The 24,931-nt window shown below is 61.9% G+C and carries 24 protein-coding genes; 8 read left to right on the forward strand and 16 right to left on the reverse strand.

The features are described from left to right. Positions 1 to 25: 25 nt before the first annotated feature. Entirely contained in the window at positions 26 to 868 is an 843-nt protein-coding gene (locus IC232_RS08425; protein WP_190844483.1) for a transketolase, read from the forward strand. Continuing rightward, complete coding sequence (locus tag IC232_RS08430) at positions 861 to 1,847, forward strand: transketolase family protein (protein ID WP_190844484.1); 987 nt, start codon at positions 861 to 863, stop codon at positions 1,845 to 1,847. The genes IC232_RS08425 and IC232_RS08430 overlap by 8 nt, the downstream gene beginning before the upstream one ends. A gap of 7 nt (positions 1,848 to 1,854) precedes the next feature. Here the strand turns inward: IC232_RS08430 and IC232_RS08435 are convergent, their stop codons facing one another. From IC232_RS08435 to IC232_RS08485, 11 genes are all read right to left on the reverse strand, one after another. Continuing rightward, the gene (locus IC232_RS08435; RefSeq protein ID WP_190844485.1) at positions 1,855 to 2,298 is read right to left on the reverse strand and encodes an acyl-CoA thioesterase; all 444 of its coding nucleotides are present in this window, start codon (positions 2,296 to 2,298) and stop codon (positions 1,855 to 1,857) included. A 5-nt stretch (positions 2,299 to 2,303) separates the two neighbouring features. Next, the gene (locus IC232_RS08440) at positions 2,304 to 2,849 is read right to left on the reverse strand and encodes a 2,4'-dihydroxyacetophenone dioxygenase family protein (protein WP_190844486.1); all 546 of its coding nucleotides are present in this window, start codon (positions 2,847 to 2,849) and stop codon (positions 2,304 to 2,306) included. A 26-nt stretch (positions 2,850 to 2,875) separates the two neighbouring features. After that, complete coding sequence (locus IC232_RS08445) at positions 2,876 to 3,982, reverse strand: glycerol dehydrogenase (RefSeq protein WP_190844487.1); 1,107 nt, start codon at positions 3,980 to 3,982, stop codon at positions 2,876 to 2,878. 5 nt (positions 3,983 to 3,987) lie between these two features. Then, on the reverse strand, positions 3,988 to 4,986 hold the full coding sequence (locus IC232_RS08450) for a transketolase family protein (protein WP_190844488.1): 999 nt from the start codon (positions 4,984 to 4,986) through the stop codon (positions 3,988 to 3,990). Further along, positions 4,979 to 5,821 carry a transketolase gene (locus tag IC232_RS08455; protein ID WP_312895129.1) on the reverse strand — a complete coding sequence of 281 codons (843 nt, stop codon included), beginning with the start codon at positions 5,819 to 5,821 and terminating at the stop codon, positions 4,979 to 4,981. Before IC232_RS08455 ends, IC232_RS08450 begins: the two co-directional genes overlap by 8 nt. Positions 5,822 to 5,857: 36 nt before the next feature. Then, a complete protein-coding gene (locus tag IC232_RS08460; RefSeq protein ID WP_190844489.1) occupies positions 5,858 to 6,577 on the reverse strand; it encodes an SDR family NAD(P)-dependent oxidoreductase in 720 nt (239 codons plus the stop codon). Positions 6,578 to 6,591: 14 nt separating this feature from the next. Next, positions 6,592 to 7,308 (reverse strand): ABC transporter ATP-binding protein, encoded by a 717-nt coding sequence (locus IC232_RS08465; protein ID WP_190844490.1) that lies wholly within the window; start codon positions 7,306 to 7,308, stop codon positions 6,592 to 6,594. Further along, the gene (locus IC232_RS08470; RefSeq protein ID WP_190844491.1) at positions 7,289 to 8,026 is read right to left on the reverse strand and encodes an ABC transporter ATP-binding protein; all 738 of its coding nucleotides are present in this window, start codon (positions 8,024 to 8,026) and stop codon (positions 7,289 to 7,291) included. Before IC232_RS08470 ends, IC232_RS08465 begins: the two co-directional genes overlap by 20 nt. Continuing rightward, positions 8,023 to 9,051 carry a branched-chain amino acid ABC transporter permease gene (locus IC232_RS08475; RefSeq protein WP_190844492.1) on the reverse strand — a complete coding sequence of 343 codons (1,029 nt, stop codon included), beginning with the start codon at positions 9,049 to 9,051 and terminating at the stop codon, positions 8,023 to 8,025. The genes IC232_RS08470 and IC232_RS08475 overlap by 4 nt, the downstream gene beginning before the upstream one ends. Beyond that, positions 9,048 to 9,932: a branched-chain amino acid ABC transporter permease gene (locus IC232_RS08480; RefSeq protein WP_190844493.1), complete on the reverse strand. Its 885-nt coding sequence runs from the start codon at positions 9,930 to 9,932 to the stop codon at positions 9,048 to 9,050. The genes IC232_RS08475 and IC232_RS08480 overlap by 4 nt, the downstream gene beginning before the upstream one ends. Before the next feature lie 111 nt (positions 9,933 to 10,043). After that, a complete protein-coding gene (locus IC232_RS08485; protein ID WP_190844494.1) occupies positions 10,044 to 11,339 on the reverse strand; it encodes an ABC transporter substrate-binding protein in 1,296 nt (431 codons plus the stop codon). A gap of 571 nt (positions 11,340 to 11,910) precedes the next feature. On the opposite strand from IC232_RS08485, the gene IC232_RS08490 reads away from it, so the two are divergent. Then, positions 11,911 to 12,132 (forward strand): tautomerase family protein, encoded by a 222-nt coding sequence (locus IC232_RS08490; protein ID WP_190844495.1) that lies wholly within the window; start codon positions 11,911 to 11,913, stop codon positions 12,130 to 12,132. A 38-nt stretch (positions 12,133 to 12,170) separates the two neighbouring features. Here IC232_RS08490 and IC232_RS08495 read toward each other — a convergent pair whose 3' ends face one another. Next, positions 12,171 to 13,766 (reverse strand): class I adenylate-forming enzyme family protein, encoded by a 1,596-nt coding sequence (locus IC232_RS08495; protein WP_190844496.1) that lies wholly within the window; start codon positions 13,764 to 13,766, stop codon positions 12,171 to 12,173. 175 nt (positions 13,767 to 13,941) lie between these two features. On the opposite strand from IC232_RS08495, the gene IC232_RS08500 reads away from it, so the two are divergent. Genes IC232_RS08500 through IC232_RS08515 form a run of 4 tightly spaced genes read left to right on the forward strand, consistent with a single transcriptional unit; the run spans position 13,942 to position 18,032 of the window. Next, positions 13,942 to 14,925 carry a quinone oxidoreductase family protein gene (locus IC232_RS08500; RefSeq protein ID WP_190844497.1) on the forward strand — a complete coding sequence of 328 codons (984 nt, stop codon included), beginning with the start codon at positions 13,942 to 13,944 and terminating at the stop codon, positions 14,923 to 14,925. A 10-nt stretch (positions 14,926 to 14,935) separates the two neighbouring features. Beyond that, positions 14,936 to 16,114 (forward strand): acyl-CoA dehydrogenase family protein, encoded by a 1,179-nt coding sequence (locus IC232_RS08505; RefSeq protein ID WP_190844498.1) that lies wholly within the window; start codon positions 14,936 to 14,938, stop codon positions 16,112 to 16,114. 11 nt (positions 16,115 to 16,125) lie between these two features. Next, the gene (locus IC232_RS08510; protein WP_190844499.1) at positions 16,126 to 17,220 is read left to right on the forward strand and encodes an acyl-CoA dehydrogenase family protein; all 1,095 of its coding nucleotides are present in this window, start codon (positions 16,126 to 16,128) and stop codon (positions 17,218 to 17,220) included. Between the two features lie 5 nt (positions 17,221 to 17,225). Further along, positions 17,226 to 18,032 (forward strand): enoyl-CoA hydratase/isomerase family protein, encoded by an 807-nt coding sequence (locus tag IC232_RS08515; RefSeq protein WP_190844500.1) that lies wholly within the window; start codon positions 17,226 to 17,228, stop codon positions 18,030 to 18,032. 44 nt (positions 18,033 to 18,076) lie between these two features. Here IC232_RS08515 and IC232_RS08520 read toward each other — a convergent pair whose 3' ends face one another. The 3 genes from IC232_RS08520 to IC232_RS08530 form a co-directional block, all read right to left on the reverse strand. Beyond that, complete coding sequence (locus tag IC232_RS08520; RefSeq protein ID WP_190844501.1) at positions 18,077 to 19,624, reverse strand: FadR/GntR family transcriptional regulator; 1,548 nt, start codon at positions 19,622 to 19,624, stop codon at positions 18,077 to 18,079. Positions 19,625 to 19,800: 176 nt separating this feature from the next. Continuing rightward, entirely contained in the window at positions 19,801 to 21,393 is a 1,593-nt protein-coding gene (locus tag IC232_RS08525; RefSeq protein ID WP_190844502.1) for a GMC family oxidoreductase, read from the reverse strand. 31 nt (positions 21,394 to 21,424) lie between these two features. Continuing rightward, positions 21,425 to 22,225: a shikimate dehydrogenase family protein gene (locus IC232_RS08530; protein WP_190844503.1), complete on the reverse strand. Its 801-nt coding sequence runs from the start codon at positions 22,223 to 22,225 to the stop codon at positions 21,425 to 21,427. Between the two features lie 374 nt (positions 22,226 to 22,599). Here IC232_RS08530 and IC232_RS08535 point away from each other — a divergent pair, with 374 nt between their 5' ends. Continuing rightward, positions 22,600 to 23,811 (forward strand): ABC transporter substrate-binding protein, encoded by a 1,212-nt coding sequence (locus tag IC232_RS08535; protein ID WP_190844504.1) that lies wholly within the window; start codon positions 22,600 to 22,602, stop codon positions 23,809 to 23,811. 89 nt (positions 23,812 to 23,900) lie between these two features. Here the strand turns inward: IC232_RS08535 and IC232_RS08540 are convergent, their stop codons facing one another. Further along, a complete protein-coding gene (locus tag IC232_RS08540) occupies positions 23,901 to 24,908 on the reverse strand; it encodes a phosphotransferase family protein (protein WP_210335287.1) in 1,008 nt (335 codons plus the stop codon). Positions 24,909 to 24,931: the final 23 nt, after the last annotated feature.

Below are 24,931 nucleotides of genomic sequence, written 5' to 3' on the forward strand. Positions count from 1 at the left end.
TGAACGTTCTGTCTGGAGTTCATTCATGTCCACACTGAATCATCCCCCGGAGAACCCGGACATCAGAGCCCTGAAGGGCCGTGCGCTCAGCCTGCGGCGCAAGATGCTCAACATGGCAAGCGGAAAGGGCGAGGGCTACATCGCCCAAGGCCTTGGCATGGCCGATTGCCTGGCGGCTCTCTACTTTCATGAACTGCGCTACGACCCAGCCGATCCCAAGTGGCAGGACCGGGACCGCTTTCTGCTGTCCACCGGACATTACTCGATCGCCATGTATGCGGTTCTGGCCGAGGCCGGATATCTCGACGAGACGGAGCTGCCCACCTACGGGCTCAACGGCTCACGACTGCCCATGAGCACATTCGACGACATTCCGGGCGTGGAGATCGTCGGCGGATCCCTCGGGCACGGCTTGGGCCAGGCGGTCGGCATGTCCATGGCCCTGAAGGTGGATGGCTCGCCAGCCCGCGTGTTCTGCGAGTTCTCGGACGGCGAACTGCAGGAAGGCTCGACTTGGGAGGCCGCCATGGGAGCGGCGACCTTCAAGTGCGACAACCTCGTGGGGCTCATCGATTGCAACGGCATCCAAGCCGACGGCCCGGTCACAGTGAAGATCGACCCCGTGGCCGACAAGTTCACTGCCTTTGGATGGGACACGGTCGAGGTCAACGGCAACGACATGGAGGCGCTTGTGTCGGCGCTGGCGAACGCCCGCGAGCAGGACGGACGCCCCAAGGCCATCGTGATGCGCACCACCCCAGGGTTCGGCGTGCCGACCCTGATGGCTCGCGAGCGCGCCCATTTCGTGCGCGTCGACAACAGCGAATGGGATTCCCTCAAGGCTGAACTGGAGAAGGAAAATGGCTGAAGCTCTGCACGCCGTCGGCCGCACCCGCGGCATGGGTGAACTGATCGACGTGGAGGGCAAGGTCACGGAAATCGCTCCGTTCGGCCGCACCCTGGCAGAGCTCGCCCACGAGCGGCCCGAGATCGTGGGACTGACCGCCGACATGGGTCGCTACAGCGATATCCTTCCGTTCCGCGATGCGCATCCCAACCGCTTCTTCAACGTGGGCATGGCCGAGCAGGATCTGATCATGATCGCGGCGGGCATGTCGAAGGCCGGCAAGATCGCCTATTGCACCACCTATTCGGTCTTCATCACCCGGCGCGCCTACGACTTCGTGTCCATCGCCTGCGCGCACTCCATGGCCAACGTGAAGATCTTCGCCGGAATGCCGGGACTGGTGAACGGCTATGGGGCGACCCATCAGGCGACCGAGGACATCAACATGATGCGCGGCATCGCGGATCTGACGATCATCGATCCTTGCGACGCCACCGAGCTGAAGCAGGTGGTTCGCGCGGTGGCCGATATCCCGGGAACGGTCTACGTGCGTAGCCTGCGCGGCAAGGTGCCCGTGGAGCTGGGATCCGACTACAAGTTCGAGGTGGGCAAGGCCAAAATTATCCGTGAGGGCCGGGACGTGGGCGTCATCTCCACGGGCTACATGTCGGCCCGGGCGCGCGATGCGGCGGACGCTGCCGCCGGTCAGGGCCTCGATGCGGCGGTTCTTCACGTATCGACGATCAAGCCCTTCGACAAGGAAACGGTGTTGTCCTTCGCCCAGCGCTTTGACCGGCTGATCGTGGCGGAAAACCACAAGACTACCGGCGGCCTCGCGACTCTCGTAATCGAAGCGCTGTACGAGGCAGGCATCATGAAGCCGCTCATCAAGATCGGCTTGGCGGACAGCTTCTTCGAGTGCGGCTCTCAGGAGTATCTTGAGGCGAAGTACCAGGTCGACCTGCCGCGCTTCGTGCGTGCTATCGTGGAGGGCCGCTGAAAAACCGTCAGCGGCCGAAATAAGGAGTCAGCGCCGCGCGCTCGTTTTCCGTCAGGGCGCGGGCGCGCCGCTCCGGCCCACTGGCCACGACCGTCACGGACGTGGCCGTGGCGGCGCAGCGGTCCCCCACGAAGATGCCCTGGCCCATGGCGATGGAACTGCCTCCGAGCCTCAGGATCGCGGTGCCGATCCTTGGAACCTCGCCAAAGCGGATTTCCGCATGGAAGTCGATGGCGACATTCGCCAGCGCGAGCACTTCGGCCGGGTCCAGAAGAGGTCTCAGGACGCGGACAAGGAGGGCATAGCGTCCGTCGTCGAACCAGGAGCAGATGACGCTGTTCGTCACATGATGGTTGGGGTCGAGGTCCGCATGGCGGACCACCGCATCCTGCCAGGAGGGAAAGAACCCGACGTCGATCAGCCGGGGCTCTGCAGACAGGGTGGCTTTCATCGGCGCTACCGGATGAACTGGTCGACGAACTCTTCTCCCAAGCCCACCGAGGCATAGTGCCGGCGGCACAGGTCGATCTTGGTGAAGACATCCTCATGGCCGAGGGTGTTGCCGTCCGGGTCAACGTAGATCATGGCACCGTTCACCTGGAAGAGCGTGATCATCTCTTCCACATGCTCGTCGACAACCAGCGTATGCGTCTCCCCCGGAGCCTCATAGACATAGCCCCCTTCCTGGGCGACCCAATCGTGCTCCAGGTAGCGCCAGCTTCCTTTCAGCACATAGGCGTGAACCGGCTGCGGGTGGCGGTGGCGCGAGAGCACGCCGGACTTTCTCACCCGCAGCAAATTCATCCAATAGCCGCGGCTGGCGCAGAGCAGCAGGGGACGCATCCAGACATTGGTCTGCTGCGGCACCCAGAGGCGTTCGTCCTCTGGGATGACGCTCGGGATCACCAGCTCGGGCGGAGACTCCTTCGGCTGCGGGTGGCGATAGGGCAGGCGGGCCTGCTCATCCGGTTCTCTCTGCAATGCGCGATCCACGACATTCATGAAATCAACCTTTGAAACGGCTTTCGTTATGCGGCGCGGGCCGGGTAGTCGGCGCTGATCGCTTCAAGGCGCTTCATGGCCTCGACAAGATCGTCCGGGGTTAGTTCGCGCTCGAAGTTGCTCGTGTGTGGCGCGCGGTGCGTGAGAGTGGCAATGGTCTCTAGGTCCTGCGGGCTCGCGGATGTGAGGCCGAGATCGCCGAGGCTGATGGGAAGCCCGACCTGCCGGTAGAAGGCGAACTGCTCCCGCATGAAGTCGTCGCTCCTGCGCTCGAGCACAAACTGCACGAGCAGCGCGTAGGCCACCTGATAGCCATGGAGCGCCGCAGCGGTCTGCGGAACGGCGCTGAGCCCGCGGGTCATGGCATGCGCGATGGAAAGGCCGGAGCCCTCGAAGCCGAGGCCGGACAGGAGGAAGCAGGCCTCGATGATCTTCTCGAAGGATTCATCCGGCGTGCGTGCGCGCACGGCCGCGAGCGCCGCGACGGAGTTCTCGCGCAGGACGCGGTCGCACATCTCGGCCAGGAACGGGGACGTGAGGGTGGCTCGTCCGCCGAACATGTTGGGCCCGTTCGCCGCCACGCACTGCGCCGCCTCGAAGCGCTTGACCAAAGCGTCGCCGATCCCGGACACGAGCAGGGCAGGGGGCGCATTGATGATGATGGAGGTATCCACCAGCACCAGATCGGGATTGCGGGCGAGCTTCTCCACGGAGAGCAGCTTGTGGTTATCGTCGTAGAACACGAAGTTGCGGCTCGTGGGGCCATCGTTGGAGGCCGCCGTCGGCAGGCTGACCAGCCGTGCGCCGAACGCCCGGCATACGGCCTTGCCCGCATCCATGCCCTTGCCGCCGCCCGCGGCGATGACCACGTCGGGTGCGAAGTCTTGCTTCTCGTCCGTCATCCGCTCCACGTTCTGGGGCGTCACATCCCCCGTAAAACCGACCCAGGCGAACTCGACGCCCGCAGCAGCCAGAACCGGCTCGACTTTCGGGACGAGCAGGTTGCAGACCATCTCGTCCGAGACCAGCAGCGCTCGCTCGCCGATGCCTGCGATCAGCTGGCCAAGTTCCTGGATGGCTCCGGGGCCTTGCACATACAGACCGGGTGAGCCGAAAACCTTCAGGTCGCGCATGGTCATCACTCCGCTGCCTCTGCGCGCACGCCCAGCCAATCGGCCACTGAGTCCCGAACCCGCTCAGCCGTGAGGCCGTACTTGTTCTGCAGATAGGGGATGGAGCCGCACTCGATGAAGCGGTCCGGAATGCCGATCTTGAGCATCGGCTTCAGGATGGAGGCCTCCTGGAGCGCATCCAGCACCACCGAGGTGAGGCCCCCGATGAGCACGTGGTTTTCGGCGGTCACCACCTTGTCGACCGATGCGGCGAACTCCGCCACGCCATCCCGGTCGAAGGGCTTGATTGTGGCGCAGTGAAGCACCGACGCTTTCACGCCCATGCGGGCGAGGTCGCGGGCGGCGTCCAGGCAGCGTTCCGTCATGAAGCCGGTGGAGATGAAGCCGATATCGGCTCCGTCGCCGAAGCGCTTGGCCTTGCCGAGTTCGAACTTGTAGGTGGCCGGATCGAACACCACCGGTACGTTGCCGCGCAGGAGCCGGCAATAGACCGTGCCGTCGATCTCGCCTGCCTGCTCGGCGATCTGGCGCATCTCGGTCGCGTCGCACGGGTCGATCACGGTCATGTCCGGCACCGCGCGCATGAGGGCAAGATCCTCGATAGCCTGGTGCGTACCGCCATAACCCGTGGTCAGGCCGGGATTGCCGGCGAACATCTTGACGTTCGCCCCGCCATGCGCGCAGGCGATGGCCAGGAAGTCATGGGCGCGGCGCGTTGCGAACGCCCCATACGTAGTGCAATAGGCGGTCCAGCCGGTGCGGGAGAGACCGGCCGCCACCGTTACCAGCGCCTGCTCGGCCATGCCCACATTGTAGAACCGGTCGGGGAAGCGGTCCCGGAACGGGTAGACATCCGTATATTTGCCCAGGTCCGCCGTCAGCACCACGATGTCGTCGCGCTTTTCATTCGCCGCGATGGCCCCCTTGGCGAACGGAGCGGTTTCGAAAGGGCGGTTCTCGACGGTTTCGAGTTCACCCATTCCCAGCGTTTGGCCCTTAGGCATTTTCCTGCTCCAATTCACGAGAGATGAGGTCCCATTCATCCGCGTCGACGCGGATGAAGTGCGCCTGCTCGCGAGCCTCAAGCCGCGCGATGCCCTTGCCGGGCTTGGTGCGCATCACAACCATCTTGGGCTTTCCCCGGGTGGCGCGGGCCCATTGCATCGCGCCGACGAGCTGCTCGAGAGAATTTCCGTCGATCTCGAACACGTCCCAGCCGAAGGCGCGCCACTTGTCGGCCACGGGCTCGATGGGGACCACGAGCATGCCGTCCGCCTGGATGCCGTTGCAGTCGAGGAAGGCCACAAGGTTGTCGCACTTGAAGGCGGCGGCGGCGGTGGCGGCCTCCCAGGTCGAGCCTTCCTGCAGTTCGCCGTCGGAGGTTTCCACGAAGACTCGCGACTGGCTGCCCTTGAGCCGCAGGCCCAAAGCTGCCCCGACCGCGATGCCGAGGCCATGGCCGAGGGAGCCGCCCGTCATCTCGACGCCGGGAACGCGGCCTTCGATGGTGCTCATCTCAAGCGGGCTCTCATCCGCTCCGTAGGTCGGCAGCATATCCTTGGGGATATATCCGATCTCCGCCAGCACCGCCCAGAGCGCGATCGAGTAATGGCCCGTGGACATGTAGAAGCGGTCACGGTTCTCTGCGTGAGGATCTTGCGGATCGTACTTCAGCTCATGGAAGTAGAGGACAGAGAAGAACTCCGCGAGCCCGAGCCCCTGGCCAAGATAGCCCTGTCCCTTCCCGGCGGCCTGAACCAGCATGTTGCGGCGCAGCTGATGCGCCTTCTCCTTCAGAAAAGCGAAAGACAGCGTGTCGTTCGATAAAGCCGGCGTCACGGTTTTCTCCCAATGAAACTTGTCAGGTCAGCGCAATCAGGCAATGGAGTAGCCGCCGTCGATGGGCAGCATGACGCCAGTGATGTAGCGGGCCTCGGGCGAGATAAGGAACCAGGCTGCGGCGGCCACGTCCTCCGGGTCGCCCCAGTAGCCCAGGGGAACGCGGCGCATGATGGCCTCGCTGCGCACAGGATCGCTCATGGCATTCACGGACATGCGCGTCTTGATCCATCCTGGCGCGACCGCATTCACGCGAATGCCGTCCTCCGCCCATGCGACGGCGAGCGAGCGGGTTAGCTGAAGCACGGCGCCTTTGCTCGCGGAGTAGGCCGGATTGCGACCCGAGCCGAAGACGGACCACATGGAGGCGAAATTGAGTACCGATCCCTTCCTGGCCTTCAGGTTCGCGTGCAGGGCGGAGGCCATGATCTGTGTGCCATGGAGGTTGACGTCGACAACCCGGCGGAATCCCTCGGTGGAGAACTCCCGGCGATCGTGCAGGATGATGCCGGCGGCATTCACCAGCGTGTCGACCTCCCCGATGGATGCAGCGAAGTCGAGAGCCGCGGCCTCGTTCGTCACGTCGAAATCTGTGAAGGTGATGGAGGGGGCGCGAAGATCCTCCTCGGTATCCTTGCCGAGCACATGCACCTGATAACCCTCGCGCATGAGGCGCTTGACGCAGGCAAGGCCCAGGCCTGTTCCGCCGCCTGTCACGACAGCGGTCTTCCGGGATGAGTCGTTTGTAGGGGACATGACGGTTTTCCTGATCAAAGGCCGAGATAGGTGGCGCGCAGATGCGAGTTGCCGAGCAGTTCGGCTCCCGTGCCGGAGAGGCTGATCTGGCCATTTTCCAGCACGTAGCCGTAATCCGCCATTTCGAGCACCTGGAACACGTTCTGCTCGATGATGAGGATGGAGAGATTGCGCTCGCGGATCTTCGCAATCGACTCGAAGAGTCGGTCCACCATGATGGGCGCAAGACCCAGCGACGGCTCGTCGAGGGCAAGCACCTTGGGTAGGGCCATCAGCGCTCGGCCGACGGCCACCATCTGCTGCTGTCCGCCCGACAGGGTGGAAGCCCTCTGGTAGCGGCGCTCGGCCAGGATGGGAAAGAGCTCATAGACCTCTTCTAGCGTTTCATTGCGCCGCTCGTAGGCTCGCTTGCTGTGCGCGCCGACCATCAGGTTTTCCAGGATGGTCATGTCGGCGAACAGCTGCTTGCCTTCGGGCGATTGAACGAAGCCGGCCTGAACCACCCTGTGAGGCGCAAGGCCGTGGATGGACTCTCCATAGAGTTCCGAGAAGCCGGAGTCCGCCTTCACGAGGCCGGAGATAGTACGCAGCAGAGTGGTCTTGCCTGCGCCGTTCGCGCCGATGAGGGCCACGATGGTGCCCGGCTTCAGCTCAAGGTCAACGCCGCGCAGGACACGGATGTCACCATAGCCCGAGGTGAGCCCGGCAATCTTAAGTGCGGGCTTGTACATAACGCTCTCCAAAGTATGCCTTGAGGACTTCGGGGGAGGTGACGACGTCTTTCGGCTTGCCGTCTGCGATGAGGGAGCCATAGTCGAGCACGATCACCCGGTCACTGAGCGCCATGATCACCTTCATGACGTGCTCGACGATGAGCACGCTGACGCCGCGCGCCCTTACCTTCTTCACCAACTCGACCATCTCGCTGGCTTCGTTGGGGGTAGCACCCGCTACGACCTCGTCCATGAGGAGTAGGCGCGGCTGCGTGGACAGGGCGCGTCCCAGTTCAAGCTTGCGGCGGTCAAAGGCTGTCAGGTTGTGGGCTTCCGTATCACCTTTCCGCTCGAGGCCGAGGAACGCCGCAATCTCCTCGGCGGCCGCGCGGATGCGCTTCCGATCAGAGCTGCGGGAAAAGCCGCCTACCATGAGGTTCTCCACCACGGTGAGGTCACCAAAGGGCTTGGAGAGCTGAAAGGTGCGGCCGATGCCGGCGCGGCACACTTCCCAGGGCTTGGAACCTGCGATGTTGTGGCCACCGAGCTTGATCGTGCCCTCGTCAGGCTTGTGGAATCCAGCAATCATGTTGAAGGCGGTGGTCTTGCCTGCGCCATTCGGACCGAGCAAGCCGAGGATCTCGCCCTCGTTTACGTTGAACGAAAGCTTCTTGACGGCCTGCAATCCGCCAAAGCGTTTGGAGATGCCGTTGACTTCGAGAAGCGACCCGCTCATGCCGGATTCCTCCTGCGGAAGAGGCCCACCGCCAAGTTCTTCAGGGGCTCCAGGACGCCCTTCGGGAAGTAGAGCACCGCGAGCATCAACACGATGCCGTAGATGACGAGGTGCAGACCCAAGAAGGTGCCACCGAGATAGCCCCGCGTGACTTCTGCTAACGGCGTGAGGATCAGCGCGCCGATCAGTGGTCCGAAGGCCGTGCCCTGACCGCCGATGATGCTCATCAGGGCCATGTCGATGGAGAGCTCGGTGCCCATGTTTCGCTCGGGATTGATGTAGCGGAAGAACTGCGCGTAGAAGCTGCCGCCCAGCGCCGTCATGAACGCGCTGATGGCGAAGGCCGTCAGCGTGTAGCGGGTGGGGGAGATCCCAAGCGCCTCCGCTGCGTCGCGGTCTCCCCGGATCGCTTTGAGGCAGTAGCCCAGCTTCGAGCGCTCCATGATCAGGGTCGCAAGAATAGCGAGCGCCAGCATGCCGAGGATGATGTAGTAGTAGGGAATCTTGCCGCCAAACTGGAAGGCCGCGAAGCTTTCGCCGACCATCGGCACCACCAGGCCTTCGGCCCCTTTGATGTGGAAGCCCAGGAAGGTGTCGGTGTTCTCCACCCAGATGCGCACGATCTCTGCGAAAGCGATGGTGGTGAGGGTGAAGTACGGGCCCTTGAGGCGGAAAGTCGGGTAGCCGATCACCACCGAGAGAGCGGCCGCTGCGAGCCCGCCCACAATCATGCCGAGCCAGGGCGAGAGCCCAAAGGTGGTGAACAGCAGCACGGACACGTAGCCGCCCATGCCACTGAACATGGCGTGGCCGAGGGAGAGCTGTCCCACATAGCCGCACAGGAAGTTCCAGGCCGTCGCCATGTAGGCGAAGAACAGCACCATGATGGCCGAGTGAATGAAGAAGCTGTCCTGCGTGACAAGCGGAAGGCCCGCCGCCAGGAGCAGCACAATCAACGCCAGGGCTGGCCCTTTGGAGAAGCCGACCGGAGCGGTTCTGTCGAGAGGGATGGTGGAAACTGTCATGCTTTACCCATGATGCCGGCCGGTCGAACCAGCAGAACCAAGATGAAGAGGCCAAGGGAGAAGATGGCGGCGGAGGTGGCGGTGACAAATTGCGATGCCACCGCTTCAAAGACGCCGATGACGAGGCCGCCGATGATCGAACCTGGGATGCTTCCCATGCCGCCGAGAACCACCACAATGAACGACTTGATGCCGAAGGCGAGGCCGATGGTCGGGGTGGCTGGGATGAAGGGCGAGATGAGCGCGCCGAAGAGACCGAGAATCGCACAGCCAAGGCCGAAGGTTACGGCGTAGACCTTCGGCACGTCGATGCCGGACATGGCCGCCGCATCGCGGTTCTGCGCTGTGGCGCGAATGGCGCGACCGGCATGGGAGTGGCGCAGCCAGAACGACACGCCGACCGCGACCAGAATGGCCGCCAAGGCCGCGATCAGGCGTGGAATGTTCACCGGGATCGGCCCAAGCATCAGCGAGGGCAGGTAATAAGACAGCTGGACCGAGCGGACGTCAGGCCCAAACGCCATCAGGGCGACGTTGTCCAGCACCAGGAAGACGCCGCAGGTGAGAAGCAGGGCGCTCAGGGGCTCAACAACCAGCGCCCGCTCGCGGCGGATCAGTGGCGAGATGATCACGCTCTGCACGAAGTAGCCGAGCGCGAACATGGCCGGGACTGTGACGATGGCGCTGAGATATGGATCGATGCCGAGCAGGTTCCAGCACCAGAAGGACAGGTACAGGGACAGCATCAGGAACGACCCGTGGGCGAAGTTCACGACGCGCAACACGCCGAAGATGAGGCTGAGCCCTAAGGCAATGCCGCCGTAGATGCCACCTTGCAGGAGGCCGTTCACGACGGCAAAGGATAAGATAAAAGGGTCCATGGACTTCCGCTACGCTCTAATCAGTCGGATTGGAATCCGGCGCCGTTGCTCCTTGGAAAAGGACGGCTCGCGGACGCGAGGGCGGCAGGTTCGCCGCCCTCCTTGGTTTGATCAGGAGTTAGGACGCTCGGACCAGGTCGGCACGGGCCACGACGGCTTCACGCCCGGCGCACGGTTTTCCGCCGGCCACACGGTGCGGCGCTTGCCTTCGATGTTCTGAGAGATCGCCCCGTGAGCATGGGTGTTCTGACCCTGCTCGTCGAACTTGATCTGCTGATAGCCGGTGGCCAGGGCTGGGCCGGATTTGATGTCCGTGGCGGCGAGCGCATCGCGGAGCTTCGTGCGGTCGGCGGAGCCGGCACGCTCGAGAGCGTCCTTGATCACATAGACACCAGATAGTCCTTGTGCGGTGTAGGCGCTCATGGGATAGCCGAGCACTTCTTTGCTGCGCTTGTCAGCTTCGAGGATCATCGGATCCTTGGTGACTTCCGTGATGTCGATCTGGAAGTCTTCCTGCACGAAGTAGTAGCCCACAGCGCGCGGCGGGACGGCCTTATAGAAGGCTGGGTCTTCGGTACCGCCGCCCACCGAGTGAATACCGAAAGGCACATCCAGGCGCTGCTCCATGAGCTGGCGCGACAGAATAAGGTGGTCGGGGGTGTAGAAGGCCACGATCAGGGCCTCAGGTTTCGTCGAACGAACCTTCAATAGCTGATTGGAAAAGTCCACTTGGTTGGGTGGGGCCGCTTCGTCGAGCACGACCGAATAGCCGCGCTCACTTGCGAACTTCTTGATGTTCGCTGCATGCGAGCGTCCCCAGTCGGTACCCTCGTAGATAACGCCGAGGGTCTTGGGCTTCTTGCCCGTCTCCTTTGAGAGCAGGTCGATGGCGTCCACCTGTTCGCGGGCGTCGTAGTTGGCCTTGTTGTTGATGCGGAAAACGTATTTGAAGTTGCGCTCCGTGATTTCGTCCTTCACGGCGCCGACCACCACCCAAGGGGTCTTGTAGCGCTCGGCCACTTCGGTCGCCGGGAAGGTAACGGCACTGTTGAACGCGCCGCACAGGGCGGCGACGTTCTCGCGGGTGACGAGGCGTTCGGTTTCGGTCACGCCGATATCGGCCTTGGATTGGCTGTCGCCGAAGACGACGTTCAGCTTGGCGCCACCCATGGATTTGATCCCTCCCTCGCGGTTGATCTGATCCACGGCGATCTCGGCACCGACCTTTGTCTGGCTACCCACGCTAGCGGAGCCGCCGGAGAGCGGAAGCACGCAACCGATGGTGACTGTCGGAGCGGCTTGGGCAAAAGCGAAGCTTGCATAAAACGTAAGCGCCCCAAACGTCAGCGCTCCTGTCAGCAGGTTGGATTTGTTGGCAGTGGTACGCTGTGATCGATGATTAGACATATGATCCTCCCAGATTACGAATTGTCTGTTTTTCGTCTTTGGGGCGCGGACTCGTTTTTTGGCGTCGATATGCCTGCGCTCCAAGAACGATCTCACGATGGGTAACTTGATCAATCTCGTCGCTGGTCTGCAGATGAGACCATTTCCACCGAGCACGTGAGCAGATCAGGCGTGTTCGGGGTATTTGCACGCGGCATGTCTTTGCGGATCGCGAGGTTTGTAGTGTTCAACCGCGCAAGCCGTTCGGGTGTGAGTTTAGCGCTCTTCGGGCGTCTCGGCATCCGTCCCATGTTTCCTCTCCTTGATGCGGATACTCGCCCGCATCTAAGCCCCTGCCGCTCGTGCGATCTTATTCTTTCGCGGTAGATTGTTTTATTTTCATAGACGCTAACCTTCATATTGTTTTATGACAATACCTAGAATTGTACCATAATTCGCCGTGTCGAATTGATACAATCGCTTGCAGCCCCATGGCTCAGCTCTTCTGAGACTCATGATGAGCTCCCTTACACTGCGGGTTTTTCGCAAAGCGAAGTCGCTTTTTTCGAACCAACCTCAAGGAGGAAAAGCCATGCCGATCGTCAGCATCGTTCTGCTGGAGGGGCGTAATCAGGCTCAGAAGGACGCTATGTATGCGGAGGTGACGCAGGCCTTGTGCCGCACGCTCGGTTGCCCTCCCGAACAGGTGCGGATCATGGTGCAGGATTACGCGCTCGGAAACTTCGCTGTTGCAGGAACGTCCGTCGCTACCGCCCGAGAGCAGGCGGCGCGGAAGAAAGAAGAGGCGTCATAAGATGACGTTCGTCTTCCATGCCGCTGACCCGCAGGGATCTAGGTCCCAGAGGAAGTAAGGTTGTTCCTCCTGCTTTCCGAGCGGGCATCCTCCAGCAAACGGCGAAGTTCGGTCTTCAGCACCTTGCCCATAGGGTTCTTGGGCAGTTCCTTAAGAATGAGCCACTGGCGGGGACGCTCGTAATCAGCAAGCTTGTCGGCGCAAAAGCGAGCGATCTCGTTCGTGTCCAACGCGACGCCTTCTTCTGGCACCACGCAGGCCGCCACATCCTCTCCCAGGTCCGGATGGGGGACGGACACGACGGCGGCCTCGCGCACGCCCGGGAAGCGATAGAGCACATGCTCCACTGCGACTGATGCGATCTTCAGGCCGCCCCGGTTGATCACGTCCTTTTTGCGATCCGTGAAGAACAGAAACTCTTCATCGTCGAGATGGCCCACATCTCCGGTGCAGATCCCCCCGTCGCGAAACGCCTCTTCGGTGGCCTGTGGGTTGCGAAAGTAGCCTCTGGCCACGCCAGGGCCCTTGATCACGATCTCGCCGGTGGCGCCGGCCGGAACCAGTTTGCCCTCGTCGTCAACAATCTCGATGGTGCAGTAGGGCATAGCCGCTCCGATGGAACCGTGCTTGCGCCACATGTCGGCTGGTTGAAGACGGGAGCCCGAGGGACCACTTTCGGTCATGCCGTAGATCTGAACCTGCTCTACCCATGGCCAACGTTCCGAGATGCGGCGGATCACCTCCGATGGCATGGCCGAGCCGCCATAGCCGACGCGCCGCAGGCTGGTGGTGTCGAAGCGGCCACGGGCATATTCCTCGATCATGAAATGCACCACCGACGGCACACCGTGGTAGAAGGTGGTCTGCTCAGCAGCAATCAGGCGCAAACGCCCGGCATTATCGAGGGGCTCCTCGAACACGAAGCCGCCCCCTTGAACCCAACTGGACATGCAGCCGAGGTTGAGGGCGGAGCTTGTAAAGAATGGCCATCCCGCTTGATAGAGATCACGCTCGGTGAGCCCGAGTGCTGTCCCGCAGGAAAGCCCTGCGCCGATCATGGAGCGGTGGTCGTGCATCACTGCCTTAGACCGGGCGGTTGTGCCCGAAGTGAAGAGGAGACAGGCTAACAGTGTTTGGTCGCCCGGATCCGACGGGAGAGGGGCAAAGGGCTCTTCCAAAGGTTCGGGCCAGCGCTCCTGATCGTCGGCGGCTAGACCCACCACCAGGGCTCTTGCTGGGGGGTGGAGGCGCGCGATGCGGTGCGCTCCATCGGTGGTGGTTACCACCGCCGCAGGCTCCACAAGCTCCAGAGCGTGGCCGAGCTCCTCGTCCGCATAACGCGTGTTAAGCGGCACGACCGCCACACCCAAGCGAAGGGCGGAGAGCGCAGTGAGGATGCATTCGCGGCCCGCCTCATTGCCGAGGAGCACGCCGATCCGGTCTCCCTTGCCGAAGCCCATGCGGGCCAAGCCTCGCGCTGTCGACTCCATCCGATTAACCAGCTGGGCATAAGTGAGCCGGTCGCGCCAGCCGTTGATAGAGTGCGCGGACAAGGCGATGCGATGGGGCGCTTCGCCGGCGCGCTTGCGCAGAAGGTCAGGTACGGTGAGAGACAGAACAGTGGGATCGGACATGGCTAAAAGCAGCTCCACAAGCGCGATACGAAACTAACGTGATTTCGCCGGGGCGGAGGGTCGTCGTCAAAGCGAGCTTTGGTCTTCACAGCGGACCAATATGCGTGTTGTCGCGGCTGCGGTCTTCGCGTTTCCTTCATTCACGCAGCCACTCGCCGCGATGAGGACTGATGCCATGCCGATCGCCCGTGAGGTCAGAATCCGCGCCTATGGCGGCCCTGACGCTTTAGCCGTTGAAGAGGTGGATCTGCCCGCCCCGGGACCAGGGCAGGTGCTGCTGACCCAGCATGCCGTGGGGATCAACTTCATCGACGTCTATCACCGCAAAGGCGTTTTTCCGATTCCCCATCTGCCGGGCGCTATTGGGGTCGAGGCTGCGGGGGTCGTGGAGGTGGTGGGCGAGGGCGTGACCCGTCTGAAGCCAGGCGACCGGGTCGCCTATGCGGGTCCGCCCATCGGCTCCTATGTGAGCGCACGCCTTATGGCTGAGAAGAGCCTTGTGAAGATCCCAGACGCTGTTGGCTTCGAAGACGCCGCGGCGCTGATGCTTCAGGGCATGACCACGCACATGTTGATCACCCGTGTGCGCCCGCTGGGGGCGGGCGATACGGTTTTGGTACACGCGGCGGCCGGCGGGCTCGGGTTGCTCATCACCCAATGGGCGAGGGCGCTCGGCGCGAGGGTCATAGGCACGGTCGGCTCCGAGGCCAAGGGAGAACTGGCGCTGAAGGCCGGCTGCTCCGACGTGATCCTTTACCGCGAGCAGGACTTCGTGGCCGAGACCAAGCTCCTGACCGACGGCGCAGGCGTCGAAGTCGTTTACGAGGGGCTCGGCGGCAGTATTCTTGAACGTTCCCTCGACTGCCTGAAGCCGTTCGGGTTGGCGGTCAATCTCGGGCAGATCGGCGACGGCTTGGCAAAACTCGATCTCGCCCAGCTCGGCCCTCAACGCTCGCTCTCCGTAGCCGTACCTGGGGTTTTCGCCCATCTGCGCACCCTGCCGGATTTGCAGGCTGGTGCGGATGAGATGTTCGCCATGATCACCTCCGGGAAGGTGAAAGCCACCGTGGGCCTCCGTCTTCCCCTCCAGGATGCCGGCGAGGCGCACCGCCAGCTTGAAGCCGGCGTGACGTCCGGCTCGCTCGTGCTCGTGCCATAAGGAACCCGCCATGGACGCTTTCTTCACCGCAGATGAGATAGCCTTTCGGGACGAGGTGCGCGCATTCATCCGAGAGAACCTGCCCACCGATCTGGCGCAGAAGACCCGCGACGGCATCCATCTCGCACGGGAGGACATGGCGCGCTGGAACACCATCCTGGATAAGCGCGGGTGGGCCGTTCACCATTGGCCTACCGAGTATGGCGGTCCTGGATGGACGCCGATCCAGCGGTTCATCTTCGAGGCGGAATGCGCGAGCGGGGACGCTCCGCCGCTGAGCGTGTTCGGCCTCTATTTGGTGGGGCCTACCATCTACACCTTCGGCTCTTCCGAGCAGCGGGCGCGCTATCTGCCGGGCATCCGCTCCGGCGAGACGTTCTGGTGTCAAGGCTACAGCGAGCCCGATGCAGGCTCGGATCTAGCGGCTGTGCGCACCACCGCTCGCAAGGTAGAGGGGGGCTGGATCATTGATGGGTCGAAGGCATGGACCTCGGAAGGGCATTTCGCGGATCTCATGATCTGCCTTGCTCGCACGAACCCTAACGTGAAGCCTCAGGCCGGTCTCTCGCTCTTCATTGTCGATATGAAGGACAAGGGCATTTCGCTTCAGCCCGTGATCACCATTGACAGCGGCCACAGCGTCAACACGACCTTCATGGACAATGTCTTTGTGCCTGACGACGGGCTGATCGGCGAGGTGGACAAGGGCTGGACCTACGCGAAATTCCTCCTGAGCCACGAGCGCACCAACAACGCGCAGGTGCACCGCTCCCGCCGTGAGTTCACCAGGCTCAAGGATCTAGCCGCGGCGCTGCCCGGCTCCGGAGGAGGACGCCTCATCGACGAGCCGGCTATGTGCCGGCGCTTCACTCTTGTCGAGGCGAACCTCGTGTCCCTTGAGATCACCGTTTTGCGCGTTCTGGCCGACCAGACCGAAGGCCGCGAGCCTGGTCCGGAGGCCTCTATCGTCAAGATCATCGGCTCTGAGCTGCAGCAGCGCATCACCGAGCTCGCCATGGAGGTGCTGGGTGAGGAGGGAATCAAGGCCGAGCACGAGGGCGACAGCCTACTGGCCCAGGAAGCGCAGGGTTGGACCGAGCGTCACCTGTTCCGCCGCGTCGTGACCATCTACGCGGGCAGCAACGAAATCCAGAAAACGATCATCGCGCGTAGCGTGCTTGGAATGTAAGGGGAGGGACCATGCGGCGCTCAGAACAAACCCGCGCGGAGGACACGTTACTTCGCGACACCTCTCGCCGTTTCCTTGAGGATACCTATGCCTGGGACGAGGGCCGCTTGCGCCGGGCGGACCGCGCCGCCCACTGGCGCTCTGCAGCGGAGCTGGGTTGGTTCGCCTTGGGCCTGCCGGAGCGACTGGGTGGCCTCGAAGGCGACGGCAACCAGCTTCTTTCCATCCTGGAAGAGGCTGGCCGCGTCCTTCATGATGCTCCGCTCCTCGCCAACGTGCTACTGGCCCCAAAGGCTCTCTCGGCCATGAACGAAGCCGTGGCGATACCTCTCGCGGAAAAGCTGGCCGCAGGCGAAATCCGTTTCGCCTATGTGCCGGATGGCAGCCTGCACCTCTCCCGCAGCACCATGCGGTTGGAAGGGAAGGGCAGCCTTGCGTTGGGTGCCGCTGAGGCAACCCACTGGCTGGTCGCCGTAGGCTCCCGGTCTGCCGACGGGGCCAGCCTGCTCCTGCTGCCTGCGAGCGATGCGGTGCGCCGCGCGGACTCTAGGCTCATTGACGGGCGCAGCGCATCCACCCTTTATTTTGAGGATCTGGCCATTCCGGACGATGCGGTACTCGCGCGCGGAGAGACGGCCTTCAGGCTGCTCGAAGAGTTAAACGATCGCGCCGTGATTGGGGCCTGCGCAGAGGCCTTCGGGGCCTTGGAGGGCGGGCTTGAGCTCACGGTCGATTACGTCAAGCAGAGAACCCAGTTTGGTGCGCCGCTCTCATCCTTCCAGGCGGTGCAGCATAAGATGGCGGAGAGCTTCTGCGAGATCGAGCAGATGCGCTCCCTGCTGTTATGGGGCGCGGTGGCCTTGGAAGGCTCGCCTGACGAGCGCGCGCAAGCTGCCTCCGCCCTGAAGGTTTTCCTGGGACGCGAGGGGCTGACGGCGGCGTCGCGCTGCATTCAGGTGAGCGGCGGCATTGGCCTGACCGAAGACTACCGCATTGGCCACGTCTACAAGCGCCTTCAGACCGTCTCCGCCCTGTTCGGCTCCACAGAGGCGCATATCGCCCGACTCGGCGACTTGTTCATTCCCTCAACCCAGCATGAGACGTGACAATCATGAAGCGCATACCGATCGAAGAACGATATGAAACCCTGAAAGTGGAGCGCAATGGGCGGCTTCTCACCATCACCATGAACCGGCCCGACTTCCTCAACGCCTCCGACAAGGTGATGCACGAGGAACTGGCCGAGGTGTTCTATGACGTCGCGAGCGACCGGGACAGCGACGTGGTCGTTTTCACGGGCGCGGGGCGCGCCTTCTCGTCCGGCGGCGATATCGGCTGGATGCAGGAGATGATCGACCAGCCGGAAACCTTCGAGCAGACGGCCCGCGAAGCCAAGCGCATCGTCTTCTCCATACTCGACTTGGAGAAGCCCCTGATTGCGAAGGTCAACGGCCACGCCACAGGCCTAGGCGCGACGCTTGCGCTGTTCTGCGACGTAATCTTCGCCTCTGACGAGGCGAAGATCGGAGATCCGCATGTGTCCATCGGGTTCGTGGCCGGCGATGGTGGGCCCGCTATCTGGCCGCAGCTCATCGGCTACGCGCGTGCAAAGGAATATCTAATGAGTGGCGAGCTGATCCCGGCCCGCAAGGCGGCCGAAATGGGCCTGATCAACCATGCGGTTCCGCCCAAGGAGCTTGATGCGGCGGTGGACGCCTACGTCCAGAAGCTCCTCAACGGAGCCACCAAAGCCATTCGCTGGTCGAAGATCGCCACCAACATCGAGCTGAAGCGCATCGTTCACGGCGTAATGGACGCGAGCGTCGCCTACGAAGCGCTGTCGAACCGCACAGCCGATCACCAGGAGGCTGTCAACGCCTTCCGCGAAAAACGCAAGCCGGTCTTCACCGGCAAATAGTGCGAAAGAGGCGGCGTTTTCCAACAAGGGACGCGCCGCCTCAGTTAATGCAAGGCGCTGTCCCAGGGCGCGGCGGGGCCACAAGCCTGCTCGAAGCGGTTGCGGAACATTTCCAGGTGCCTGGTCATCGCCCCGCGCGCACCCTCCGGGTCACGAGCCAGGATGGCGCGCACAATGTCCTCATGTTGGCTCAGCAGAAGTTCGTTGCTGCCCGGGTCCACGAAGAGCTCGGTGAGGGTAAAATCGAAATAGGCCGAGATCGCGTCGCGCAGCACTTCTGTGATGTAGAGGTTGACTGCGCTGCCGGATGCCCGGGTAATCGTGAGGTGAAGCTGCAGGTCCAGGTCGATCTTGCGCCGCGCCGCTGCGATTGGGCGGCGCATTTCCGACAGAATGCGGCGCATGTCCGCAAGATCCTCCTCACTTGCAGTCACGGCTGCCCGGGTCGCGGACCAGGTTTCCAGGAAGTGCCGGAGGGAGCACAGGTCGCTAAAGTTGCGGTAGCTCTGCCGGCTCAACTCCTGCAGGCTCAAGGCTTCGCTTGCATCCACGGCTTCCTCCGCATGGGTGCCGCTGCGCGCGTGCCTCGATACGAAGCCCTGCTCCTTGAGCTGGGCGAGAGCTTCCCGAACGGTCATGCGGCTGACCCCGAACACGTCCGCCAGCTGTCGCTCGCTCATTATCCTCTCTCCGGGCTTGAGGCGCTGGCGCGCCATCATTGCGGCGATTTCCCGGGCTAGGCGGTTGCGCAGGTGGTCCGGATGGCTCACGAGAAGGTCGTTCAGAAGGTCGGTCTCAAGATCCACCGGCGCATGGCGCGACGCCGTGCACCCTGAGCGCTCCCGCAGCAACGCGGCGCGGGCCGCCATGATGGTCTCAACAGCAGGCAGGTCGCGCGCCTGCAGGGCGCGTGCGAGGCGGCTCGATGCGGCGCGCAACTGCCTCCTCGCGGATGCCGTGTACCCCCCCGGAGCGTCGCGCCAGAAATAGCCTTCGAGGCCGCGCACCAGATGGCCGATGAGGAGGCGGAACGTCTCGCTGCCCGACGCGTCCGCGATGGCGAGGCGTAGCTCCACCTCCCGATCCGGGAGCCTGGCGGGGCAGGGCACCGACGTCAGAAGTGCGATGACCTTCTCGATCTGCTCCCGCGTGCCTTGCAGCACCGCGCGGGTTAGCGCCCAGCGGTCGAGTTCGACGCAGATCTCCTCCAAGTCGCGCAGGTTGGCCATGTGGGCCGCCGTGAGGTGCTCGAGGCTTTGGGTACTGTTGCTGTCCGCCACCCGGGTGCCCGAGCCCTGGACCGATTCCAGGTAGCCCTCAGTCTTCAGTCGGTCGAGGGCAGCGCGCACGCGGCCGCGGCTGACCGAGAGCGCTTCGGCGATATGCCGCTCGGGGGGCAGACGCGATCCAGACGGCAGGCGGCGGGACGCGATGAGCATTAGGAGCCGCACGGCCAAGCGGTCGGAAATGGCGGCTTTCGTCTGGGTTTTCATGCGCATGGAGCCAGGGCGTCCAAGGCGCGAGAGGTTGATTGGGCACGGCGACTCGCCGCGCAGCAGGGATAGCTGCAGATCGAGAGGCTGGTTTGGCATCGAGGCGTCCTTCTCCCGTCGGGCTCTTCGATCGGCCCTTCGACAAGATTAGGCGGAAAAGCACCTTGATGGCATACGACTTTGTTCGAATACCTATGCGCAACAGTATTAGTGCGCTTCCGCTTGAAACGCTCAAGCTAAAATCTACCGTGAGATCTTCCGACCCGAGCGCCGCATTACCGGCGCTCTGCTGCAATCAGGTCGGCGGCTTTTTCGGCAATCATCATCACGGCGGCCTGCGTGTTGGCGGACACGATGGTGGGCATCACGGAGGCATCGGCAACGCGCAAGCCCTCTAGGCCCCGAAGCTTCAGGCTTGAGTCCACCACGGCCTCGGGTCCGTGGCCCATGCTGCAGGTGCCGACCGGATGGTAGATGGTCTGACCGTTGCGCCTGGCAAAGTCGAGCCACTCCTCGTCAGTCTGGACGTTGGGCCCCGGGTTCATCTCGTGGGCCCGGTAGCGCTCCATCGCCGGCTGCTCGACGATGGAGCGGGCAATGCGCATACCGCCCACAAGGGTTTCCTGATCGGTTGGCATGGATAAAAAGTTCGGGCGAATGGCCGGCGGCGTTCGCGGGTCGGGCGACTTGATGTGAATCGTGCCCCGGGATTCCGGTCGCAACTGTGTGACGCCAATCGTCATGCCGGGCTCCCGGTCGAGCGCGCGAGTGGCGGCGTCACCGTAGCTGGCGTGCATGAAAAAATACTGCACATCCGGCGTGCTGAGTTCCGGCCGCGTCTTGACGAACCCATGCGCCAGGCCAGTCCCGAGGGTTAGGATGCCCTCGCGGCGAAGGAGATACTGCGCGACCGCAAGCCCCAGACGCCAGCCGCGGGTGCGCTCGTTCAGGGTGATCGGCAGTTTCACGCGCCAGTTCATCCGCGTTGCGAAGTGGTCGCTGTAATTCCTGCCCACGCCCGGCAGATCATGAAACACCGGAATGCCCGCTTTGCCGAGAACCTGCGGATCGCCGACGCCTGAAAGTTCGAGGAGGTGCGGCGTCTGCACTGCGCCTGCGGTGAGGATCACCTCCGCCCGCGCCTTCGCCTGCCGCTTCTGGTCGCCCAGGTAATAGGTGACGCCGGCCGCGCGCGTTCCCTCGAAATCGACGCGTGTTACATGCGCATCCGTCAGCACCTTTAGGTTCGGGCGGGAGAGGGCAGGGCGAAGATAAGCGTCGGCAACGCTCCAGCGCCGCCCTCCTTTCTGGGTGACTTGGTAGTAGCCGAAGCCTTCTTGATCATGGCTGTTATAGTCGGCGTTGTCCGGAAACCCTGCCTCGACCGCGGCGCGGATGAAGGCGTCTGCCATTTCATGGCGCACTGCGACACGCTCGATGCTCATCGGCCCGCCGCGGCCGCGCAGGTCTCCGCCACCCTTGAAATTCTCCAGCTTTTTGAAATAGGGAAGCACATCCTGAAAGCTCCACCCAGTTGCCCCCATCTGAGCCCAGGTGTCGTAATCCAGCGCCTGCCCGCGCACATAGATCATACCGTTAATGAGGCTTGATCCCCCAAGCCCCTTGCCGCGCGGCACTACGATAATGCGATCATAGACGTTGGGCTCCGGCTCTGTCTGGAAGCGCCAGTTGAACTTATCACCAGCGAGAAGCTTGCTGAAGCCAGCCGGTACCGTAACCCAAATGTGTTTTCCTTGCCCACCCGCCTCAAGCAGGAGAACGGTTCGGCTCGAGGAGGCACTTAAGCGTGCAGCGAGAATACACCCTGCAGTTCCGCCACCAACAATAATGTAATCGAACACATCCACTGCAGCGCCCCGCCAAACAAGTTGTCAAGATCTATTGACCTACCTTCAAAAAGTCAGCCAGCAGAGCGATTTGGCTCTGCAACATGGGCAGGCCAGGATGAATGCGGCAGCCTCTGCTCCGAGCCACCGCCATCAATGAAGTTTCCGCTGGTTTCATGATGATCTCCGCCACGATACTGCTTGGCGCGAGCCTGCTGACATCAAACGGCAAAGGATCGGAGGTGCAAAGGCCGAGCGAAGTAGCGTTGACAAGGACCTCGTGGCCGTAAGGATCATCGGTACCAACGTCCACACGCAGGTCAGGATAGTATTCACGGATTCTCTCACACAATTCTTGCGCCTTAATTTTTGTCCGGTTTGCCACAGTCAAATGACTAACACGTGCGTCTGCAAGCGCGAAAGCAATCGCATTGGCGGCGCCGCCAGCCCCAGCCAAATATACCCTCTTACCCGCTGGTTCTATCCCACCATGACGGAGTCCAGAGACAAACCCTTCACCATCGAGCATATCTGCTACAAGACGGCCGTCATGTTCTCTTCGCACAACATTGACCGCCTCAATGCGCCTCGCGCGTTCAGTAACCTCATCGCACATAGCTAACATGCGGACCTTGTGCGGCACTGTTACAATGAGGCCTCCGAGGTTTCTCATGTGGCGGAGGCCATCAATGCAAGCGGCAAGATCGTCCTTGCTGATATGAAACGGGACAAGCACACCATCCACGCCCCGCGCTCGTAGAACGTCGTTGAATACCTGCGGTGTTTGTACGTGTTGGATTGGATCAGCAATGATGCCAAAAATCTTGGTAGCTCCACTAATCTCTGTTGTCATGCGCCACCATTGATATACCAAAGTTGTTCAGGAGCTACGGGACAAGTCGTGGGTATCTGACTAAGAACGCATGGAGGCATTGAGCTTATTCTAGGTGCAGATGTTAGTGACAGAGATACCTGGTCTGACCGAAATACCAATACAGCAGCAAACGGGGCGAAGGAGTAGATCTTTTACTGGAATTTTGCGAGCAACGCGCAGATCTGCTCAAAATAGCCTATCATTAGCCCCTGGGCCTCCAGCCAACAGCAGAGCTATTATCTTGCCAAGCCCAGCTGAGACCTGCCGGGCAACCACGAGTATTGCATAGCCTATTCGCGCGGGGCAGTGTAAATTGTTCGCCAAACATAATGAAGCAACAGGAGGAACGACTGATGAATTCCACGTTGATTTCACTGGCTGTTATTGTTGCCGGGCTTGCTGCCAGCACAGCTCAGGCGCAGACTTCGATCAAGCTCGGTGTATTGAGCGACCGATCCGGCGCCTATTCAGATATTGGCGGTGAGGGCTCCGCTGTTGCCGCCCGCATGGCGGTGGAGGACTTTTTAGCCAAAACGGCAAATAAGGGCATCAAGGCTGAGGTGATTACCGCAGACCATCAAAACAAGCCGGATGTCGGCTCCAGTGTCGCTCGGCAATGGTATGATCAGGAAGGGGTCGATGTGATACTCGACGTACCAACGTCCTCGGTCGCACTAGCAGTCAGCCAGATTACTCGCGACAAGAACAAAATTTTTATCAACTCCGGCGCAGCGGCGTCAGATCTTACGGGTTCTCAGTGTTCACCGAACACTGTGCATTGGACTTATGACACTGTGCAACTGGCCAATGTGACTGGCGGTGCAATGGTGAAACAAGGCGGCTCGACATGGTTCTTCATCACGGCTGATTACGCATTTGGCCACGCTCTTGAACGCGATACTACAGCCGTGATTCAGAAGAATGGGGGCAAGGTCGTCGGATCCGTCAGAGCTCCATTTCCAACATCAGACTTCTCGTCCTTCCTCCTGCAGGCTCAATCCTCAGGAGCCAAGGTAATTGGACTTGCCAACGCGGGCAGCGACACTGTCAACTCCATCAAGCAGGCCGGCGAGTTTGGTCTGACACAGAGTGGTCAGGCTCTTGCCGGACTGCTTGTTTTTGCATCCGATGTAAAGGCTCTTGGCCTCAAGACGGCACAAGGCCTGGTCCTGAGCGAGACCTTCTACTGGGATCTGAATGATCAGACTCGAGCTTTCTCCAAGCGCTTCGGAGAGCGCTTCGGTGGCAAGATGCCGACGATGGTCCATGCAGGCGTGTACGCTGGCGTTCTCCACTATCTCAAGGCTGTCGAGGGCTTGAACAGCAAGGATGCCCAGCAGGTGATGGCAAAGATGAAGGAAATGCCGACCGACGATCCGCTCTTCGGCAAAGGCCGGATTCGTGCGGACGGTCGCAAGATCCATGACGCCTACCTCTTCCAGGTCAAGACGCCGCAAGAATCGAAAGGAGATTGGGATCTGTACAAGACACTCGCCACAGTTCCTGGTGATCAGGCCTTCCGGCCGGAGGCGGAAGGCGGCTGCGCCCTCGTAAAGAAGAGCTAAATCAACGGTACAGGGTGGGCGCTAACGTTGCGCCCACCTTCTTCGCCGGAACGCCTGGCCCCACGTCTTGCTTAGTATGACGACCGATTTTATCCACGGCCTCGCAAAACATTGAGCGCATGTTGGGCAAACCGAGCGGATAAAGGGCCGACTTTCTCCGCCTCGGAATCGGCGGCATTACCAGCCTTCGCCCGTGCCGCGATACCCTCAAAAATGACCGCGAAACGAAAAAGCGCGAAGGCCATATGGAAGCTGGTCATACGTATGTTATGACAGGCGGCGTCATAGTAGGTCTTCACGAACTCGGCCTCAGTTGGAAGGCCGAGCGTAACCAGATCCAAGCCCTCGAGACCTCCGTACTCCTCAGGCCTGGAATGCCAGCCCATGCAGGCGTGGGCGAGGTCGGCCAATGGATGCCCGAGCGTTGAAAGCTCCCAATCGAGGATTGCGATCACCCGCGGCTCTGTCTCATGAAACATGACGTTGCCGACGCGGTAATCCCCATGCGACACGCCTGTCACGTCATCCTCTGGAATGTTGCGGGGCAGCCATGCGATCAAGTGCTCGATGTTGGCATCGTCACGGGTACGAGAGAGTTCCCACTGCCTCGTCCAGCGGGAGATCTGGCGCTTGAAGTAGTTCCCGCTCTTGCCGTAATCGGACAAGCCCACAGCGGCCGGATTCACATTGTGAAGGGCAGCCAACGCCTGTGCCAGCGATCGGTACATCTGCCCGCGCTCCTGCGCGGTGACGCCTGGCAGAGCGGCATCGTGAAACACGCGGCCCTCAAGACGCTCCATGATGTAGAATAAGGTCCCAATAACCTCCCGGTCGTCGCAGTATAGAACCATGGCAGGCACCGGAACGCCGACAGTCCGCAGCGCCGCCATGACCCGGTATTCGCGATCGACTGCATGGGCGGATGGCAGCAGGTTGCCAGACGGCTGCTTGCGAAGAACAAGCCGGCGGTTATCGTAGGTCACAAAGAACGTTGGATTGGACTGCCCGCCCGAGATGCGCTCCAAGTGCATCAGTCCTTTGAGGCCAGGGATCGAGGTGCGCAGGAAAGCGTCCAGACGCTCCGGGTCAAATTCCATTACGCTCTCCTTAATGGTAGAAA

The sequence above is a fragment of the Microvirga sp. genome (assembly GCF_014699075.1).
Taxonomy (GTDB): domain Bacteria; phylum Pseudomonadota; class Alphaproteobacteria; order Rhizobiales; family Beijerinckiaceae; genus Microvirga.